20 protein-coding genes are annotated in these 18,540 nt (G+C 73.4%); 11 read left to right on the forward strand and 9 right to left on the reverse strand.

Annotated features, from left to right (window positions below):
- Positions 1-34: 34 nt before the first annotated feature.
- The 4 genes from uvrB (at position 35) to ACFPM7_RS12585 (ending at position 4,023) form a co-directional block, all read left to right on the forward strand.
- On the forward strand, positions 35-2,191 hold the full coding sequence (gene uvrB / locus ACFPM7_RS12570; RefSeq protein WP_378247316.1) for an excinuclease ABC subunit UvrB: 2,157 nt from the start codon (positions 35-37) through the stop codon (positions 2,189-2,191).
- Between the two features lie 3 nt (positions 2,192-2,194).
- The gene (locus ACFPM7_RS12575; protein ID WP_378247318.1) at positions 2,195-2,704 is read left to right on the forward strand and encodes a hypothetical protein; all 510 of its coding nucleotides are present in this window, start codon (positions 2,195-2,197) and stop codon (positions 2,702-2,704) included.
- A gap of 78 nt (positions 2,705-2,782) precedes the next feature.
- Positions 2,783-3,559 (forward strand): NPP1 family protein, encoded by a 777-nt coding sequence (locus tag ACFPM7_RS12580; protein ID WP_378247320.1) that lies wholly within the window; start codon positions 2,783-2,785, stop codon positions 3,557-3,559.
- 80 nt (positions 3,560-3,639) lie between these two features.
- A complete protein-coding gene (locus ACFPM7_RS12585; protein WP_378247322.1) occupies positions 3,640-4,023 on the forward strand; it encodes a ribonuclease domain-containing protein in 384 nt (127 codons plus the stop codon).
- On the opposite strand, the gene ACFPM7_RS12590 is transcribed toward ACFPM7_RS12585, so the two are convergent.
- The 8 genes from ACFPM7_RS12590 to ACFPM7_RS12625 are packed head-to-tail and all read right to left on the reverse strand — an operon-like array spanning position 4,008 to position 12,165.
- A complete protein-coding gene (locus ACFPM7_RS12590; protein WP_378247324.1) occupies positions 4,008-5,333 on the reverse strand; it encodes an AMP-binding protein in 1,326 nt (441 codons plus the stop codon). The two genes, ACFPM7_RS12585 and ACFPM7_RS12590, sit on opposite strands and share 16 nt — an antisense overlap.
- The gene (locus ACFPM7_RS12595) at positions 5,330-5,866 is read right to left on the reverse strand and encodes a hypothetical protein (RefSeq protein WP_378247326.1); all 537 of its coding nucleotides are present in this window, start codon (positions 5,864-5,866) and stop codon (positions 5,330-5,332) included. Before ACFPM7_RS12595 ends, ACFPM7_RS12590 begins: the two co-directional genes overlap by 4 nt.
- The gene (locus ACFPM7_RS12600; RefSeq protein ID WP_378247328.1) at positions 5,863-7,536 is read right to left on the reverse strand and encodes a hypothetical protein; all 1,674 of its coding nucleotides are present in this window, start codon (positions 7,534-7,536) and stop codon (positions 5,863-5,865) included. Before ACFPM7_RS12600 ends, ACFPM7_RS12595 begins: the two co-directional genes overlap by 4 nt.
- Positions 7,533-8,507 carry a hypothetical protein gene (locus tag ACFPM7_RS12605; RefSeq protein ID WP_378247330.1) on the reverse strand — a complete coding sequence of 325 codons (975 nt, stop codon included), beginning with the start codon at positions 8,505-8,507 and terminating at the stop codon, positions 7,533-7,535. Before ACFPM7_RS12605 ends, ACFPM7_RS12600 begins: the two co-directional genes overlap by 4 nt.
- Positions 8,486-10,060 carry a MoxR family ATPase gene (locus ACFPM7_RS12610; RefSeq protein WP_378247332.1) on the reverse strand — a complete coding sequence of 525 codons (1,575 nt, stop codon included), beginning with the start codon at positions 10,058-10,060 and terminating at the stop codon, positions 8,486-8,488. Before ACFPM7_RS12610 ends, ACFPM7_RS12605 begins: the two co-directional genes overlap by 22 nt.
- Before the next feature lie 26 nt (positions 10,061-10,086).
- The gene (locus ACFPM7_RS12615; protein WP_378247976.1) at positions 10,087-11,295 is read right to left on the reverse strand and encodes an MFS transporter; all 1,209 of its coding nucleotides are present in this window, start codon (positions 11,293-11,295) and stop codon (positions 10,087-10,089) included.
- A 37-nt stretch (positions 11,296-11,332) separates the two neighbouring features.
- Positions 11,333-11,959 (reverse strand): ArsR/SmtB family transcription factor, encoded by a 627-nt coding sequence (locus ACFPM7_RS12620; RefSeq protein WP_378247334.1) that lies wholly within the window; start codon positions 11,957-11,959, stop codon positions 11,333-11,335.
- Between the two features lie 50 nt (positions 11,960-12,009).
- Entirely contained in the window at positions 12,010-12,165 is a 156-nt protein-coding gene (locus tag ACFPM7_RS12625) for a hypothetical protein (protein WP_378247336.1), read from the reverse strand.
- 126 nt (positions 12,166-12,291) lie between these two features.
- Between ACFPM7_RS12625 and ACFPM7_RS12630 the strand changes: the two genes are divergently transcribed.
- The gene (locus ACFPM7_RS12630) at positions 12,292-13,110 is read left to right on the forward strand and encodes a crotonase/enoyl-CoA hydratase family protein (protein ID WP_378247338.1); all 819 of its coding nucleotides are present in this window, start codon (positions 12,292-12,294) and stop codon (positions 13,108-13,110) included.
- 4 nt (positions 13,111-13,114) lie between these two features.
- On the opposite strand, the gene ACFPM7_RS12635 is transcribed toward ACFPM7_RS12630, so the two are convergent.
- On the reverse strand, positions 13,115-14,461 hold the full coding sequence (locus ACFPM7_RS12635) for an FAD-binding oxidoreductase (RefSeq protein ID WP_378247340.1): 1,347 nt from the start codon (positions 14,459-14,461) through the stop codon (positions 13,115-13,117).
- Positions 14,462-14,550: 89 nt separating this feature from the next.
- On the opposite strand from ACFPM7_RS12635, the gene ACFPM7_RS12640 reads away from it, so the two are divergent.
- From ACFPM7_RS12640 to ACFPM7_RS12665, 6 genes are all read left to right on the forward strand, one after another.
- On the forward strand, positions 14,551-15,099 hold the full coding sequence (locus tag ACFPM7_RS12640; RefSeq protein WP_378247342.1) for a type 1 glutamine amidotransferase domain-containing protein: 549 nt from the start codon (positions 14,551-14,553) through the stop codon (positions 15,097-15,099).
- A gap of 14 nt (positions 15,100-15,113) precedes the next feature.
- Entirely contained in the window at positions 15,114-15,734 is a 621-nt protein-coding gene (locus ACFPM7_RS12645) for a CDP-alcohol phosphatidyltransferase family protein (RefSeq protein WP_378247344.1), read from the forward strand.
- Between the two features lie 58 nt (positions 15,735-15,792).
- Positions 15,793-16,245 carry a glycogen accumulation regulator GarA gene (gene garA, locus ACFPM7_RS12650; protein WP_378247346.1) on the forward strand — a complete coding sequence of 151 codons (453 nt, stop codon included), beginning with the start codon at positions 15,793-15,795 and terminating at the stop codon, positions 16,243-16,245.
- A gap of 5 nt (positions 16,246-16,250) precedes the next feature.
- Positions 16,251-16,994: a transcriptional regulator FtsR gene (gene ftsR / locus ACFPM7_RS12655; protein ID WP_378247348.1), complete on the forward strand. Its 744-nt coding sequence runs from the start codon at positions 16,251-16,253 to the stop codon at positions 16,992-16,994.
- Between the two features lie 145 nt (positions 16,995-17,139).
- Positions 17,140-17,616: a bifunctional nuclease family protein gene (locus ACFPM7_RS12660; protein WP_378247350.1), complete on the forward strand. Its 477-nt coding sequence runs from the start codon at positions 17,140-17,142 to the stop codon at positions 17,614-17,616.
- Between the two features lie 249 nt (positions 17,617-17,865).
- Positions 17,866-18,429 (forward strand): MerR family transcriptional regulator, encoded by a 564-nt coding sequence (locus ACFPM7_RS12665; RefSeq protein WP_378247978.1) that lies wholly within the window; start codon positions 17,866-17,868, stop codon positions 18,427-18,429.
- Positions 18,430-18,540: the final 111 nt, after the last annotated feature.

Consider the following 18,540-nt stretch of genomic DNA (forward strand, 5'->3'; position numbering starts at 1 on the left):
CGTCGTTGTCGGTGGGCGGGCGTAGCCTCGACGCGTGGCATTCGCGACCGAGCATCCCGTCCTGGCCCAATCCGAGTACCGACCGGTGGGCGACGTCCCGCGCACCGGGGGCCGGTTCCGCATGCGCGCGTCCTACCAGCCCGCGGGCGACCAGCCCGCCGCCATCGACGACCTCGAACGCCGCATCGCCGCGGGCGAGCCCGATGTGGTGCTCCTCGGCGCGACCGGCACCGGCAAGTCGGCGACGACGGCCTGGCTGATCGAGCGGCTCCAGCGGCCGACGCTGCTGATGGCGCCGAACAAGACCCTGGCCGCCCAGCTGGCCAACGAGCTGCGCGAGTTCTTCCCGGAGAACGCCGTGGAGTACTTCGTCAGCTACTACGACTACTACCAGCCCGAGGCCTACATCCCGCAGACGGACACCTACATCGAGAAGGACTCCTCGGTCAACGACGACGTGGAGCGCCTGCGCCACTCGGCGACGATGAGCCTGCTCTCCCGCCGCGACGTGATCGTGGTGGCGTCGGTGTCCTGCATCTACGGCCTCGGCACGCCGCAGTCGTACCTGGACCGCTCGATCCCGCTGCGCGTGGGCGACACCGTCGAACGCGACGTGCTCCTGCGCGCGCTGGTCGACGTGCAGTACGCGCGCAACGACATCGCCTTCGCCCGCGGCACGTTCCGCGTGCGCGGGGACACCGTCGAGATCATCCCGGCGTACGAGGAGCTGGCCATCCGCGTCGAGTTCTTCGGCGACGAGATCGACTCCCTGTACTACCTGCACCCGCTGACCGGCGACGTGGTCCGCCAGGAGGAGGAGCTGCGGATCTTCCCGGCCACGCACTACGTCGCCGGCCCGGACCGCCTGGAGCGGGCGATCAAGGCCATCGAGCAGGAGCTGGAGGAGCGGCTGGCCGAGCTGGAGCGCAAGGGCAAGCTGCTGGAGGCCCAGCGGCTGCGCATGCGCACCAGCTACGACATCGAGATGATGCGCCAGGTCGGCTTCTGCTCGGGCATCGAGAACTACTCCCGCCACGTCGACGGCCGCGGCCCCGGCACCGCGCCCGCGACCCTGCTGGACTACTTCCCCGAGGACTTCCTGCTCGTCATCGATGAGTCGCACGTGACGGTGCCGCAGATCGGCGGCATGTACGAGGGCGACATGTCCCGCAAGCGCAACCTGGTCGAGCACGGCTTCCGCCTGCCCAGCGCGGTCGACAACAGGCCGCTGACCTGGGAGGAGTTCGCCGACCGCATCGGGCAGACGGTGTACCTCTCGGCGACGCCGGGCCCGTACGAGCTGGGCCAGACCGGCGGGGAGTTCGTCGAGCAGGTCATCCGCCCGACCGGCCTGGTGGACCCGCAGGTCGTGGTCAAGCCGACCGAGGGCCAGATCGATGACCTGGTCCACGAGATCCGCACCCGCGCCGAGCGCGACGAGCGTGTCCTGGTCACGACGCTGACCAAGAAGATGGCCGAGGACCTGACCGACTACCTGCTGGAGCTGGGCATCCGCGTCCGCTACCTGCACTCCGAGGTGGACACCCTGCGCCGGGTGGAGCTGCTGCGCCAGCTGCGCCTCGGCGACTACGACGTCCTGGTCGGCATCAACCTGCTCCGCGAGGGCCTGGACCTGCCGGAGGTGTCGCTGGTCGCCATCCTCGACGCCGACAAGGAGGGCTTTCTGCGCAGCGGGACGTCGCTGATCCAGACCATCGGCCGCGCCGCGCGCAACGTCTCCGGCGAGGTCCACATGTACGCCGACAAGATCACCGACTCGATGAGCCACGCCATCGAGGAGACCAACCGCCGCCGGGAGAAGCAGGAGGCCTACAACAAGGCCAACGGCATCGATCCGCAGCCGCTGCGCAAGAAGATCGCCGACATCCTCGACCGCGTCTACACCGAGGCCGAGCAGGACGACTCGGTGCCCGTCGGCGGGTCGGGCCGCAACACCTCCCGGGGCAAGCGCGCCGCGGGCGAGCCGGGCGCGGCGCGGTCGGCGGGCATCGCGGGCAAGGACCCGTCGAAGATGCCGCGCGCCGAGCTGGCCGACCTCATCCAGTCGATGACCGACCAGATGATGAACGCCGCCCGCGACCTGCAGTTCGAGCTGGCCGCCCGGCTGCGCGACGAGATCCACGACCTCAAGCGCGAGCTGCGCGGCATGGACGCGGCCGGGATCAAGTAGCCGGTGTCCTCCGTGCTCCTGCTCGCCGCCGTCGTGGCGGCCGTCCTCGCCGTGTCCTGGGCGGTGTCGCGGTCGCCGTGGTGGCGGGGCAGGCAGCTGCGGGCGTTCCTCGCCGGGCGCGGTGAGGTGGTCTCGGCGCTGAAGGCGGTCGCGGCGGGCCACCCGCGCCCGGCTCCGGCCGACGCGTCCTCGGTGGAGCGCCTGGTCGAGCGCGCCGCCGCGGCGGGCTACCTGCTGCCCGCCGAGTACCTGCAGGTGCTGCGCCACTTCGACGGGGTGCGGGCGGGCGGGCTGACCCTGCACGGCACCGGCGACAGCCCGGTCCCCGGGCTGCTCGCCCACCCGGCCGCCCCAGCCCGGCACCTGGTGCTGGCCGCCGACGAGGACACCCTCTACACGCTGTACGCCCCCACGGGGATCTTCCACGTCCTCGACCGCGCCACCGGCGAGTCGACGGCGACGCACCCGGACTTTCCCGGGCTGATGGCAGCGGCGATCACCGCGCACCGGTAAGGATTCACCCGTTCCGCGTGCACCTTGCGTGCACTTGGCCGATACCGCCGGGCGGTGTACATGAACGAGGCTCGGGTTATGCGCCGAACCTCTCGCCTGGCCAAGGCGGCGGTCACCTCGGTGACCGCCGTGGCCGTGATGGTCGTCTTCCCCGCGACCGCGCTCGCCGAGCCGCCCGCCGCTCTGCCCGCCTCCGCCCCGGCGGGCGACCGCACCTATCAGCCCGCCCTCGACTACGACACCGACGGCTGCTACCCGACCCCGGCCATCGGTCCCACCGGCACGCTCAACCCGGGCCTGGCCCCGGGCGGCGCGCTCAACGGCCGCTGCCGCGACGCCTCGGACCTGGACAACACCAACGCCTACTCGCGCTCGCTGTGCAACAACGGATGGTGCGCCTACATGTACACCTACTACTTCGAGAAGGACCAGGCCACCGCCGGGCCCATCGCCATCGGCCACCGCCACGACTGGGAGCACATCGTGGTGTGGGTGCAAGGCGACTGGGGCCGCTACGTCTCCACCTCGGCCCACGGCAACTACACCACCCGCCATCGCGACTCGATCCCGTGGGACGAGACCGGCAAGCACCCGAAGGTCGTCTACCACAAGGACGGCGTCAGCACGCACTGCTTCCGCCACGCCAGCCACACCGAGCCGCCGGAGAACCACAAGGGCGCCTGGCAGTACCCCGCCCTGGTCGGCTGGGACAACTACCCGCCCGGCATCCGCGACCGCCTGACCGCCCACGACTTCGGCAGCGCCACGATGGGCATCCGCGACCAGGGCGACAAGTTCCGCAACGAACTGGCCAAGGCCAAGCCCGCCGGCATTCCCTTCGACCCCTGGGCCTGAGTTCACCTGCCCGCTGTTGATCGTTTCCCGACCACGGCCACACCCTGTCCAGGACCGACCCCTGCTCGGAACGGAGACCCATGCCCCGCCGTGCGTTGATCGTCCTCGCCCTGTTCGCCGCCCTGTTCTCGACCGTGTCCGCCCCCGCGTCGGCGGCCGTGCACGGCTCGTGCACGATCTCCGGCTGCGACGCCGCCCGCACCGCCTACAACGGCTGGCGGCAGCTCGGCTTCCCCACCGCCCGCGCCTGGCACGCCTGGCCCTACGGCCAGTACAACTTCGCGGGCGGCCGCTTCTACAACCGCGAGGGCCAACTGCCCGCCGGCCACACCTTCCAGGAGTACGACACCCACCCGCGCCCGCGCGGCGCGGCCCGCGACGCGCGCCGGATCGTGCGGGACGTGACCACCGGCGTCGTGTGGTACTCCCCTGACCACTACGCCACCTTCTACCGCATCATCTGAGTCGAGTAGCGCTGTGGCTTGGTGGCCGTGCGGAGGTCGGTGGTCCGCACGGCCACCTCGCCCAGCAGCGGACGGGCGGCGGCGGCCACCAGCGACTCCGACGTCCCGACCGGCACCGTGACCGTGATCCCGCCGTCCTGCCCCTGGTGCACCTCGTAGGCGGGCAGCGCGAGCGGGGTCAGCAGCTGGGTCACCTCGATCGACTCCACCCAGCGGGAGCCGACCAGGAAGCGCACCGGCTCCCGCCCCGCCAGCCCGAGGAGCACCGGGACCCCAGAGCGCCACCGCAGCGCCGCGTGGTCCCCGGTCCGGTAGCGCAGCAGCGGCAGCAGCGGGTTCTCCCCGGAGGTCACCACGATCTCGCCCCGCGTCCCGTCCGGGCACGGCTGACCGTCCTCGTCCAGCACCTCGATGTAGACCCGCCGCGGCAGCACGGTGTGCCCGCCCTCGGTGCGGTGGGCGAGCAGCCCGGTCTCGGTCGTGCCGTACACGTCGAAGACCGGCGCCCCAAGCTTCTCCGCGAGCGCGGCGGGGGAGTCCAGCGCCATCGCCCCGGAGAACACCGCCTTCGGGCGGCCGGACAGGCCCAGCTCGGCCAACGCGCTCAGCGACAGCGGGTTCCCCGAGTACAGCTGCGGCGCGCAGTCGTCCAGGAATGCGGCGCGGTCGCCGGGGGAGCGCCACGCCGACGGGTGCAGGTTCACCTTCACCACGCCCGCGCCGTCCCAGTAGGACGACACCGCGGCGAACTGGTAGGTCACCGGCATCGCGTACACCGTCACCAGGGCGACGCCGTCGGCCGACACCGAGATCCCGCGCCCGGCCAGCACGTGCTCGAACAGCGGCAGGTCCAGCGCGCAGAACTCCGGGGTCATCGGGACGGTCGCGGCCGGACCCCGCGACCCCGACGTCGTGTGCACGATCAGCTCCGAGAGGTCCGCGTCGTCGGGCACCGCCCGCTCGACCCGCGACAGCAGCTCCCCGCGCCCCACCGGCACGACATCGCCGAAGGACCGCACGCCCCGGTACCGGGGAACGCTCCGGCCCGCGCGCTCCACCAGCTCATCCGTCCACTGCGGACGGTGTGACGCCGTCCAGCCGTGGTAGCCGAAGTCGTACCCCCGCAGCCGTTCCACGGCGCCGGCCGTGAGCCGGTCACCGCAGGCGTGGTTGTACAGCGGCGCCCGGGGATGGCTCCGCAGCCACTCCAGCCGCCGCGCGCCCGCCGACGTCTGCGCGGGCCAGCGCTCGGCGTCGGTGAGCACCGCGTCGGACATCGGCTCGTAGGCCGGGATCGGGTAGTCGCTCATACGTGGCTGTACCGCGCCGCCGCCTCGCGGGCCTTCTTCTCGGCCATCGCCTGGCGGATGGCCTCGGCGCGCTCCTCGGCGGCTTTGGCGTCGGCGAGCAGGCGGTGCCGCCGGACGCTGTCGACGGTGTCCAGCCGGTCCGCCGCCTGCGCGGCGCTCTCCCCGTGCGGCACCACCCCCAGCCCGCGCAGCAGCACCCTCGCCAGCTCCTCGCGCCGGTCGGGGTCGGTGGCGAAGCGCTCGGCCGGGACCAGGGCGGCCAGCTCGCCCAGCCCGTCGGAGAGCAGGCCGTGCAGACGGACCGGGTCGCCGTCGGACCCGGTCGCCAGCCAGCAGGTCAGCAGCACCAGCCGGGTCCAGTTCGGGTCGGCGCCGGTGAACTCCGTGGCCGACCCGTCGGTCAGCGGCGGGCCGCCGAGCGCGGTGAGCGTGTCGGAGACGATCGCGGCGGGGGACAGGGTCGCCGGGTCGGCCAGGAAGTCCGGCGGGGTGTCGGCCAGCCTGCGGGTCAGCGCGGGGACGGAGATCGTCACCGGGGGCTCCTCTCGTACGCGCGCCTGCCGAACGCGGCGGCGAAGTCGACCAGGTCCGACCACTCGGTCACCCGGTGCAGGTCCCAGCCGGGGGTGAGCGCGGCGATGCGCGCCTCCTCCGCGTCGGACCACAGGTTCAGCAGCAGCGTGCCGCCCGCCCCGGCGCCTGCCAGCGCGGTCGCGGCGATGTCGCCGCCGGGTCGGCCCGCCTCGTCCACCGCCTTCACCATCGTGTCGACGCCGTTGTCGGAGATCACCACGATGTGCGTCGGCCGCCGGGGCTCGGCGTAGGTGTCGCGCAGGACGTGCAGCGGGAAGGCGGTGCCGCCGCCGAAGAAGCCGGTCAGCACGCGCAGGATGGCGGTCTCGTCGCGGACGAAACCGTCGGTGACGAGCACCTGGCGGGTGCCGCTCCACAGCGTCGCCTGCACCCGCGCGCCCACCCGCAGCGCCGAGAGCGCCAGCACCGCCCCGGCCAGCGTCAGGTGCGACACCGTGCGCCGCGGGTCCGGCATCGAGCCCGAGGAGTCCACGTACAGGTCCAGGTCGACCGGCTCCGGGTCGGCGGACGCGCCGTCCATCCAGCCCTCGACCCGCTGCTCGGTCGTCACGCCCGGCACGACCAGCGGCGAGCGCAGCGCCGTGGCCAGCCAGTCGACGCGGTCCAGCGGCTCGCCGACGTCCCAGGCCGCCGTCCCCTCCGGCAGCGGCTCGCGCACGACCGGGCGCGCGCGCACCGGGAAGGCCACCAGGTGCGGGGCGGCCCGCTCCTTGTAGTACCGCGCCGCTGCGTCCTCTTCGGACACGTCGACGCCGAGCTGGCGCAGGATCTGGCCGTACTCGAAGGGTTCGCGGTACTGCCCGCCGCTCGGCTCGGCCTGCACCTCCGTCGGCGGCTCGGCGAAGTCGTTGACCAGCGGGTCGAGCGCCGGGTGCGTCATCGGCCCGTCGTCGTCGTAGGCCAGGCCGGGGACCTGGGCGTCCGGGCCGACCGCGCCCCGGCAGGTGCGCGGCACCACCGAGTCGCAGTCCTCGGCGAGGAAGCGGTAGCAGAGCATCGCGAACCCGCCCGCCCCGGCGAGCCAGTCGGCGGCGTAGACGCGGACCAGGCGAGCGGCCAGCTGCGCGTCGGCATCGATGTCGGCCGGCACCGCCGGGGTGAGGTCGCCGGTCGGCAGCGCCCAGAGGATCTCGTAGACGCGCATGTAGAACGCCCACAGCGGACCCGACGCCCCGCCCGCCATCCGCCGGTAGACCTCGTCCATGCGCAGCCCCCTGCTGCGCTGGAGCCGGTCGTTGACCAGCAGGTCGGCGTAGAGGTTGGCCACCATCGGCGCGTGCGCCTCCAGGTTCGGCAGCCCCCGCCGGACCCTGGCCAGCAGCCGGGCGTTGTCGGACAGGTCGGCCGGGCAGAGCACGTGGTGGCCGACCTCGTGCGCCAGCACCTCCAGCGCCAGCCCGCCCAGGCCCAGCCCGGCCGCCTGTTCCAGGTCGAGGACCACGGTCCGGTCGTCCAGGCGGAACATGGCGAAGCTGCCGGAGAGCCCGGCCGCCCGCGCCCGCTCGCTGCTCTCGCACAGCAGCGGCGGGTGCACCGAGACGAACCGGCCCCAGGCCGCGAGCGCCTCCGGCCAGACCCCGGCCCAGTCCGCTGACTCCGTGCCGGTCATGTCGTCCTCGCCACGAACACCACCGCGTGCGAGAGCGCCGTCGTCACCGCGAGGGTGCCCCCGTGCCCGGCGACGCTGGTCGGCGAGGCCAGTTCCGGCAGCGCCAGCGCCACCCCCGGGCTGGCCGCGTCCACCACCCGCCCGCCGGGGCGCAGCACCAGCTCGGGCTCCCCGCGCCGCTCGTCCGGCACACCGGCGACCGCGCGGAAGGCCGCGCCGTAGCGGTCCACCACCAGTTCCCACGTGCCGTCGGCCACGGCGAAGAAGCGCCCGCCGACCGCGTGCACCACCGGGGGACGCCGGAACCGGCCGCCGAAGCCGGTGAACGCGCCGACGCGCCGGACCGCGCGCAGCGCCACCGGTCCGCGCGCGTTCGGCTCGGCCCACCGGTCCGCAGCCAGCGCGGCCAGCGCCGCGTCCGACACCGGGGACGCCGCGCCCAGCGCGACCCCCCGCAGGTCCGGGGCCAGCGTCGCGGCGGCGGCCAGCGCCGCGGGCCGCAGCCGGGCCAGCCCGTGCCGCCAGGCCGCGACCGCGCACGCGGCCAGCAGCCGCTCCACCTCGGCGGGCGGCACCAGCGCGCCGAGCGTGCGCACGGTGCGCAGCCACCCAGCCTGGTCGGCCTCGGCGTCGGCCAGGTGCCGGGCGGCGTTGAACACCGCCGAGGGCACCCGCGACGGCGCCGCCCCGACCGCGCCCGCCAGCGCGGGCAGCGCGGCGAAGGCGGGCGAGCCCAGCGCGTCGCGCTCGGCGGCGGCGAAGGTCAGCTCCACCAGAGCATCGGTGACCGCCTGCTCGTCGCCGCCCGCGGCGTCGACCACCGGCGCGACCCTGGTCCGCAGGTGCGCGAGCACCTCGGCCGCCGACAGCGACCGGTTGCGGTGCTTGGCCATCCGGAAGCGGGCATTGACCTGGTCGCGGCGCTCGCGCAGCGCCCGCTGGAACGGCGTCAGCGCTTCCACCGCAGCCACGCCCGGTAGTTGACGTACCGCTGGTGCAGGTACTTCAGCGCCAGCGCGTCGTCGTGGATGTGCCCGTACAGCTTGCGCGAGCGCGCCCACTCGCCCAGCACGCCCTCGATGCGGGCCAGCCGCGCGGTGACCTCCGGCTCGCCCACCCCGTCGAGGCCGCGCTCGAACTCCGCCAGCAGCGCGCCCACCGCGTCGTCGGTGTCCAGGTCGAGCCGGTCGTACTCGGCGCACGCGCGGTCGAACAGGTGCCGCAGCCAGCTGACCCGGTCCGTCCGGTAGGGACCGTGGCCGGGCTGGTCGAAGGCGGGGGAGCGGTCGTCGGCGGCGAGCTTGTCGTGCAGCACGAACGGCAGCACCGCGCGCAGGTCGTCCAGGCCGACCTCGGGCCGGTCGCGGAAGTAGGCCAGTGCCTTGGCGTAGGCCAGGATGCTCTGCAACGCCCGCACCGACACCCCGCCCAGCGTTTGCGCGCCCAGGTCGGCGATCCGGTCGCGGCCGGTGTCGGCGGCGGCCAGCAGGTGCGGGTCCACCCCGGCCAGGCGCGCGGTGTCCTTGGTGCGGTACTCGAACTGCTCGCCCGCGCCCTCCAGCAGCTCGAACTGCGCGGTGAAGAACTCCAGGCGCCTGCGCACCGCCGAGGGCAGCGGCACCCGCAGGATCTCCGCCCACATGCGCTCGTGCTCGGCCTCGCTGAACACGATCTCCGGCGGCACCAGCTCCTCGGGCTTGAGCCGCTGCTCCACCCTGGTCACCAGTTCGCCGAGGAAGCGGCTGTTGAACGGCAGCGCCTGCACCACCACGTCGATGCGGTCCTTGAGCGCGTCGATGACCTGGTAGGTGCCGCCGCCCGCGTCGTCGTTGGCGGTCAGGTACCAGGCGGCGTCGGTGGCCTCGTAGACCTGGTCGAAGACCTCGGCGTAGCCGTCGGACATCAGGGTCAGCAGCGCCGACTGGGTCCGCGTGGGGATGCGGTTGTACTCGTCGATGATCTTGACCCGCATGGACAGCCAGCGCCGCCACGCGATGTCGATGTCGGCCAGGCGCTCGGCGCGGACCAGGTCGGCGGGCAGCGGGGTGCCCAGCAGGTCGGCGATCGTCAGCTGCGGGTGCCCGTGCTGCATCGCCCTGCGGATCTCGGTCAGCGGGTAGCCCGCGAGCACGCCCATCAGCACCGCGCTCGCCGTCTTGCCCCGGCCGGGGCCGCCGACGAGCAGGCAGCGCCGCCGCACCGCGAAGGTCAGCAGCGGGATTAGCACGAAGCTGGAGTAGCTCTGTCCACTGGGGAGCGTCAGCCTGGCCTTGCTGTCGCCGAGGGACACCCCGGCGCTGGGACCGTCGTGGAACTCGATGTCGTAGTGCGGGCTGATGATCGCGTGGTTGACGATCCAGAAGTACGCCTGGCGCAGCTTCTCGTCCAGCGGGACGGCCGAGGGGTCGCGGACGTCGCCGTACGGTCCTTCGTAGAGCGCCGCGACGTCGAACTCGTCCACCACCGGCTGGTGGGCGCCGCCGGGCAGCGTGGGCGCCCGGGACACGTGCTGATAACCGTCCACAGCGCACATCATGCCCGCTCGGCGGGTCAGCCCGCGGCGGACTTGCGCAGCGTCAGCGTCCGGATGCCCGGGGTGAGCACGGCGGCGGCGACGGCGAGCAGGATCAGCACGCCCGCGCCGGTCAGCGTGGCCGACGCGCCGAAGCGCTGGGCCAGCGGGCCGACGGCGATCTCGCCCAGCGGGATCGCGATGAACGAGCCCATCGCGTCGTAGGAGTAGACGCGGGCGAGCTTGTCCTGCGGCACGTTCTCCTGCAGCGAGACGTCCCAGGCCACGCCGAACTGCTCGACGGCGATCCCGCAGGCCACCATCGCCACCGCCAGCGGCACGATCGCGGGCCAGTGCGCCAGGGCGAACAGCGGGGCCGCGGTGACCGCGATCAGCGCGGTGCCCACCAGCAGCGCCCGCCTCGGCTGCCAGCGGGTGGCGATGATCCCGCCGACGAGCGCGCCCGCGGTCTGCGCGCCCAGGATGAAGCCCCAGGCGAGGCGTCCCACGGTCTCGTCGGCCACCGACGGCCCGAGCACCATCAGCCCGCCGACGAATGCGGCGTTGATCACCAGCATCGAGGCGACGACCGACCAGACCCACGGCCGCGACGCGAACTCCCGCCAGCCCGCCTTGAGGTCGGCCAGCGGGCGGGTCGGGGCGTCCCCGTCGATCTCGGGGGCCTTGACCCTGGCGTAGAAGACCGCGGCGACGGCGAACACCGCCGCCGTGGCGACCATCGCCCACCCCGACCCGACCAGCGCGGTGACCATGCCGCCGAGGCTCGCCCCGACGATCATGGCGGTGTTGATGCCGATCCTGGCCAGTGCGTTGGCCTGGCGCAGCAGCTCCGGCGGCACCGTCTGCGGGGTCAGCGCGGACGCCGCGGGCAGCGACACCGCCGCCACCGCGCCGTTGACGACGCTCAGCACGATCAGCAGCGGCACGCTCGCGAAGCCCATCAGCACCGCGACGGCGGTCAGCGCCTGTGAACCGGCGGCGGCCATGCTCGCGCCCTGCAGGATCACCCCGCGCGGCAGCCTGTCCGCCAGCACGCCGCCGAGCAGCAGCAGCGCCACGTTGGCCAGCGACCGCGCGCCCACGACGATGCCGAGCGCGGCGACCGAGCCCGTCAGGTCCAGGACGGCGAATGCCAGCGCGACCGGGGCGACGGCGTTGCCGAGGAAGGTGGTGACCCGGCCGATGACCAGCCTGCGGTACATCGGGTGGCGCAGCGGCGCCCACATCCCGGGCGGGGGTTTGCCCAGTTCGTAGTGCGTTCCGTCAGCCGCGGTCGCCTCGAAGTCCCCCACGCGCTTCCCCCGGTTCCATCTCGAAGAGCGAGATCGTCGTGCTGACCCGGACCGTACCGGGGGAGTGCGGGGGCAGGGCCGCCCGGTGCAGCCGGTCGCTGAGCGCCCGGACCTCGGCGACGGTCCGCTGCCAGAGGTCGGGGTCGACCCACAGCTCGGCGTCGGCGGCGGCCCCCTGCGCGGCGCGCAGCGCGCTGCGCCTGGTCAGGGCGGTGAGCAGGGCGCGGTCGGGGGTGGGGTCGGGCCGGGCGGGCCGGTGCCGGTACCGCTTGGCGACGCCGCCGCGGATCGGCACCTCCTCGACCATCTCCAGGAGCCCGGCGTCGAAGAGCTTGCGCACGTGATAGCTGATGTTGGCCTGGCTGCCGCCCAGTTCGCGGGCGGCCTCGGCGGCGCTCATGGCGGTGCCGGTCAGCAGGGTGAGGATGCGCATGCGCAGCGGGTGCGCCAGCGCGCGCATGTCGTGCAGGCTCGCGGTGGTCTCGACTGCGGTGTTCTCGACTGCGGTGGTCTCGACTGCGGTGGTCCCGAATGCGGTGTCCCCGGCGGCGGTCTCGCTCTCGGTGTTGCCGCCTTCGGTGGTGCCCCCCTCGCTCATGCACGCAGTCTGCAAAGGCCAGGGCAGCCTGTCAAATGACTATTTGGCGGTCACTCCGCCTTGCGCCTGCGTCCACCCGGGCCCGCCGCGGCCTCGGCGGCCTTCGGCTGCGGCTCCGCCTTCTGCGGCTGCGGCGCCGGCTCGGTGGAAGCCGCCATCTCGCGCAGCAGCTCATCGAAGATCGGGGTCGACATCTGACTTGCCACGGTGGTGCTCCTCGTCGAACAGCGGGGTCCGAGCGGAACCTACCCGCCGGCGCCGACGCGCACAGAACGATCGCGGCCACACGATCGGGTATGACAGCAAGTTACTCATGGGTAATACTTGTGGCCATGAACCTGGTTTCGCTGAAGGTCGATCGCGCCGACCACGTCGCCGAGGTCACCCTGCTCGGCCCCGGCAAGGGCAACGCGATGGGCCCGGACTTCTGGCGCGAGCTGCCGGAGGTCTTCGACGCGCTCGACGCCGACCCCGACGTGCGGGCCGTCGTCCTCACCGGCAGCGGCGCGCACTTCTCCTACGGCCTCGACCTCCCCGCGATGATGCCGTCCTGGGGCGGCATGCTCGGCGGGGACTCGCTCGCGGGCCCGCGCACCCGGTTCCTGGACGAGATCCGCAAGCTCCAGGGCGCCGTCAGCGCGGTCGCCCGCTGCCGCAAGCCGGTCATCGCCGCGGTGTCGGGCTGGTGCATCGGCGGCGGGCTCGACGTCATCGCCGCCGCCGACGTGCGGCTGGCCTCCGCCGAGGCCACGTTCAGCCTGCGCGAGGTGAAGGTCGCCATCGTCGCCGACCTCGGCAGCCTGCAGCGCCTCGCCGGGATCATCGGCGAGGGCCACCTGCGCGAGCTGGCCTTCACCGGCAAGGACATCACCGCCGAGCGCGCCGAGCGCATCGGCCTGGTCAACGACGTGCTTCCCGACCAGGCCGCCGTGCTCGCCGCCGCGCGCGAGCTGGCCGCCGACATCGCCGCGAACCCGCCGCTGGTCGTGCAGGGCAGCAAGGACGTGCTCAACCACGTCCGCGAGCAGCAGGTCGCCGACGGCCTGCGCTACGTCGCCGCCTGGAACTCCGCGTTCCTGCCGTCCAAGGACCTCGGCGAGGCCGTCCAGGCCTTCCTGGAGCGCCGCCCCCCCAGCTTCTCGGGCGAGTGAGGCGCTAGCGGGGGATGAGCACTCCCGGGTTCAGCACCCCGCCCGGGTCCCAGGCGCGCTTGATCCCGGCGTAGAGGTCGCGCTCGGCGGCCGAGCGGGTCAGGTGCAGCCAGGGCGCTTTCGCCACCCCGACGCCGTGCTCGGCCGAGATCGACCCGCCCTCGGCGGCCACGGCCCGCAGCACGGCGTCGGCCAGCGCGTGCTCGTCGCCCGCGCCGACCACGTTGACGTGGAAGTTGCCCTCGGCGAGGTGGCCGAACAGCACCAGCCGCGCGCCGGGAGCGACCTCGGCGACGGCCGCGCGCACCGCGGCCTCGAACGCCGCCGCGCGCGCCGGGGGCACGGCCACGTCCAGCTTGAGCGGCACACCGAGCGCGCCCACCGCCTCGGTGTGGCCCTCCCGGTAGGCCCACAGCCGCCTGCGCGAGACCTCGTCGGTGGCCAGCGCCGAGTCCAGCACCCCGGCGATGCCCGCGACGGCCTCGCCGAGCTGGTCGGTCGGATCGTGCTCGCCCGCGTACTCCACCAGCAGGTACACCGGGCAGGGCCGCCGGAACGGCGCGGCCAGCCCGCGGTGCGCGCACACCAGCGCGACACCGTCGTCGAAGCACACCTCCACCGCGGTCAGCAGCGGGCCGCGCAGCGCGGGGACCGCCGCCACCGCGGCCTCGGTGGAGCCGAAGCCGAGCACCGCGGTCGCGCGCGCGGGCAACGCGGGCACCAGCCGCAGCCGCGCCGCCGTCACCACCGCGAGGGTCCCCTCGCTGCCGACCAGCGCGCCCGCCAGGTCGTAGCCGGTGCTGTCCTTCTCCAGCCCGGCCAGCGACCCGACCGCGCGCCCGTCGGCGAGCACCGCCTCCAGGCCCACCACCTGGGCGCGCATCGGCCCGAAGCGCACCACCCGCAGACCGCCCGCGTTCGTCGCCGCCATGCCGCCGACCGTCGCCGAGTCCCGGGCGGCGAGATCCACCCCGAAGTCCAGCCCGGCCGCCCGCGCGTGCGCCCGCAGCGCCGCCAGCCGCACCCCGGCCCCGGCCGTGACCTGGCCCGAGGTCCGGTCCACCGCGTCGAGCGCGGCCAGCCGCACCGTGCTCAGCACGACCTCGCCGCCGCGCGGGACACCCCCGCCGACCAACCCGGTGTTGCCGCCCTGCGGCACCACCGGGACCCCGGCCCCCGCGCACGCCACCAGCGCGGCGGCGACCTCGTCGCGGCTGCCCGGCCGGACCACCGCCAGCGCCCGGCCGCGCAGGCGCCCGGTCCAGTCCGCCTCGTACCCGGCCACCACGTCGCGCCCGGTCAGCACATGTTCGGCGCCCACGGCCGAGACCAGCCGATCGATGAGATCCACGCGCCAGACGCTACGGGCCGGGATGTTTCGCCGCGCCCGCATCCGGGTCATCCTCCGGCACACCGTTCAGACGACAGGAGGACATTCCGATGCTGAACGACCGCAGGGTCGCGTTCCTGGTCGCGCCCGAGGGCGCCGAGCAGGTGGAACTGACCGAACCGTGGAAGGCGGTCGAGGAGGCGGGCGGGCGACCGTCGCTGGTGTCCACCGGCAAGGACCCGGTCCAGGCCTTCAACCACCTCGACAAGGCCGACACCTTCGCCGTCGACCGCGTGGCCGCCGACTGCTCCGCCGACGACTTCGACGCCCTCGTCCTGCCTGGCGGCGTCGCCAACCCGGACTTCCTGCGCACCGACGAGGGCGCGGTCCGCTTCGCCAAGTCGTTCTTCCAGCAGGGCAAGCCGGTCGCCGTCATCTGCCACGGCCCGTGGACCCTCATCGAGGCCGGGGTGCTGACCGGGCGCCAGATCACCTCGTGGCCGAGCCTGAAGACCGACATCCGCAACGCGGGCGGCGAGTGGGTCGACGCCGAGGTCGTGGTGTGCGAGGGCGAGGCCGGGACGCTGGTCTCCAGCCGCAAGCCGGACGACCTGCCCGCGTTCTGCAGGACCCTCGTCGAGGTGTTCTCACGCGCCTAAATACGCTCCGGCGCGTGGAGACGGAACCGGCGGACAAGATCTGGACAATTCCGAACGCCCTGAGCATCCTGCGGCTGCTGGGCGTGCCGGTGTTCCTCTACCTGCTCCTGGTGCCCAAGGCCGACGGCTGGGCGCTGGCGATCCTGGTCTTCAGCGGCATCACCGACTGGCTGGACGGCAAGATCGCCCGCTGGCTCAACCAGACCTCGCGGCTGGGCATGCTGCTCGACCCGGCCGCCGACCGGCTCTACACCTTCGCCACGATCATCGCCTTCGTCGTGCGCGACATCGTGCCGTGGTGGGTCGCGGCCGCCCTGGTGGCCCGCGACCTGCTCGTGGCCGTCTGCATCGCGCTGCTGCGCCGCAACGGCTTCGGTCCGCCCGAGGTCACCTACATCGGCAAGGCGGCCACGTTCAACCTGATGTACGCCTTCCCGCTGCTCCTGTTGGCCCAGGGCGGATCGACGTTCGCCGAGACCGTGCGACCGTTCGCCTACGCCATGGCGATCTGGGGCGGGCTGCTCTTCCTCTGGTCCGGCCTGCTCTATATCGTCCAGACCCGCCTCGCGCTGCGCGGCGCCGACGATCTTCCCCCGACCGGGCGCCCACGGGGGAGCCACCCTCACCACGACTGATCGCGCACGGTACGTTGGCACTGTTCAACCGGATCGACCCAGCAGGAGGAGAGCTCACGTGAGCACCAACGACGGGCCCGGAATCCCGCCGGAGCAGTCTCCCGAGCGGACCTCGGTCTTCCGGGCCGACTTCCTCACCGAGGGCGGCCAGGCCGCGCCTCCTGCGCCCGAGCCCGCCGTGGCCGGGGTCGACGCCCTGCCGCACGGCACGGCGCTGCTGGTGGTCAAGCGCGGTCCGAACGCGGGCTCCCGGTTCCTGCTGGACCAGAACACCACCAGCGCGGGCCGCCACCCCGACAGCGACATCTTCCTCGACGACGTCACCGTCTCCCGCCGCCACGCGGAGTTCCGCCGCGAGGGCGGGGAGTTCGTGGTGATCGACGTCGGCAGCCTCAACGGCACCTACGTCAACCGCGAGCCGGTCGACCAGGCCGTGCTGGCCGGTGGCGACGAGGTGCAGATCGGCAAGTTCCGCCTGGTGTTCCTGACCGGGCCGAGCGCGGGCGCGTAGCGGGGATGACGGCGGTCGGGCAACCGACGGCGCGGGAGCGCGGCGCCGAGGCGGCCGCCGACCAGGTAAACGACGCGGCCGGGCACGGCGCCGACAGCAGCACCATCGGCGCGGTGCTGGCCCGGCTGCGCCCGGAGTTCCCCGACGTCACCATCTCCAAGATCCGGTTCCTGGAGGCCGAGGGCCTGGTCAGCCCCGACCGCTCGGCAGCGGGCTACCGCCGCTTCTCCGAATCCGACGTCGAGCGGCTGCGCTTCGTGCTGGCCGCCCAACGCGACCACTACCTCCCGCTGAAGGTCATCCGCGAGCGCTTGGACGCGGGCGCGGTGCCGGTCGCCGTTCCCGCGCAGCCCGAGGAACTCTCCTCGGTCGCGCTGGCGGCCCCCGACGGCGCGCTGGGCCGCGAGGAGCTGCTCGCGCGCACCGGGGCGCAGACCGGCCTGATCGCCGAACTGGAGCACCACGGTCTGCTGCGCGCCGACGCCGCCGGCCGCTACGACGACGACGGCGTCAAGGTGGTGCGGATCGCCGCCGCGCTCGGTGAATACGGCCTTGAGCCCCGCCACCTGCGGATCTTCCGCGCGGCGGCGGACCGCGAGCTGGCCCTGCTCGAACAGGTCGCCGCCCCGCTCATGCGCCAGCGCGACCGGTCCAGGGGCGCCGAGCAGGTGCGTGATCTCGCCGGACTGTCGGTGGGCCTGCATACGCTGTTGGTCACCGAAGGGCTGCGGCGAGTGGCGGGCGGGTGATCTTTCCCGCGTCGCGGTGTGATCTCATGTCCCGGTCAATGTCGGGCGTCGGGCACGCATGGCGGGTAGCGTCAGGGCCAGGCGATAAGCGATGCTCGGTGATACGGGACGCCGGAGCCCCAGCGAGCGGAGGGAGGCGACCCCGATGAGCAGCGAGATGCGCGTGGTGGGCGTGCGGGTGGAGCTACCCGCGAACCAGCCGATCCTGTTGCTGCGCGAGACCGAAGGCGACCGCTACCTGCCCATCTGGATCGGGTCGGTGGAGGCCACCGCGATCGCGCTGGAGCAGCAGGGCGTGCGGCCCGCCCGGCCGCTGACCCACGATCTGCTCAAGGACGTCATCGGCGCCCTGGGCCGCGAGCTGGAGCAGGTCGTGATCACCGACCTGCGCGAGGGCACCTTCTACGCGGAGCTGGTCTTCGACGGCGACATCCGCGTCTCGGCCAGGCCCAGCGACTCCGTGGCCCTGGCGCTGCGGGTCGGCGTGCCGATCCACGCCGAGGACTCGGTCCTGCAGGAAGCCGGCCTGGTCATCCCGGACGAGCAGGAGGACGAGGTCGAGAAGTTCCGCGAGTTCCTCGACTCGATCTCCCCAGAAGACTTCCGCGGCGCGGACACGTAGGTCCGCGGCTGCCACCACCGCTCTCCGACAAGGCTCTCCGAGCTTGCGGTTCGGGTGTGTCCCGCGCGTCGCGTTGACCCCCGGGCGAGGGCGATTTACCGTCGGAGACGAGCCGAATCGCGCCGGTAGGCGAGCCCACCGGCGCGGTTGGCGCGGCCGAGGCGTTCCGACCGAGCGGAACGGGCGGTCTCGTTCGCCGGTCGCCCGACCGGTCGAAGGGAGGCAGGCGTGTTGGAGCACCGTTCCGCCTTGGGGGAACATGCCGACGACGGCGCTGGTCGGGGCGGTGCGGAGCAGGGCGAACTCTTCCCAGACGCCTCGCTGCCCGACGAGCTCGTCGGCTACCGGGGCCCGGCGGCCTGCCAGATCGCCGGCATCACCTACCGCCAGCTCGACTACTGGGCCAGGACTGACCTGGTCGTCCCCACCATCCGCAGCGCCCACGGGTCGGGCTCGCAGCGGCTGTACTCGTTCAAGGACGTGCTGGTCCTCAAGGTCGTCAAGCGGCTGCTGGACACCGGCGTGTCCCTGCAGAACATCCGCGTCGCCGTCGACCACCTGCGCAAGCGCGGCGTGCGCGACCTCGCCAGGATCACCCTGTTCTCCGACGGCACCACCGTCTACGAGTGCACCTCGCCGGAAGAGGTGGTCGACCTGCTGCAGGGCGGGCAGGGCGTGTTCGGCATCGCCGTCAGCGGGGCCATCCGGGAGATCACCGGCACGATCCACGAGTTCCCCGCCGAGCGCGCCGACGGCGCGCCCATCTCCGACGACGAGCTGACCGCCCGCCGCAAGGCCCGCACGGCGGGCTGAAGGTCCACTCTGACCTCGAAGCGCTGATCGACGGCGCATCCTGGAACGGGACTGTGTCCCCAAACACCGAATAAGCTGGGCTTGCAGGCCAGACGTGAGGGGCTAGACTCG

Source organism: Actinokineospora guangxiensis (assembly GCF_042657845.1).
GTDB lineage: Bacteria > Actinomycetota > Actinomycetes > Mycobacteriales > Pseudonocardiaceae > Actinokineospora > Actinokineospora guangxiensis.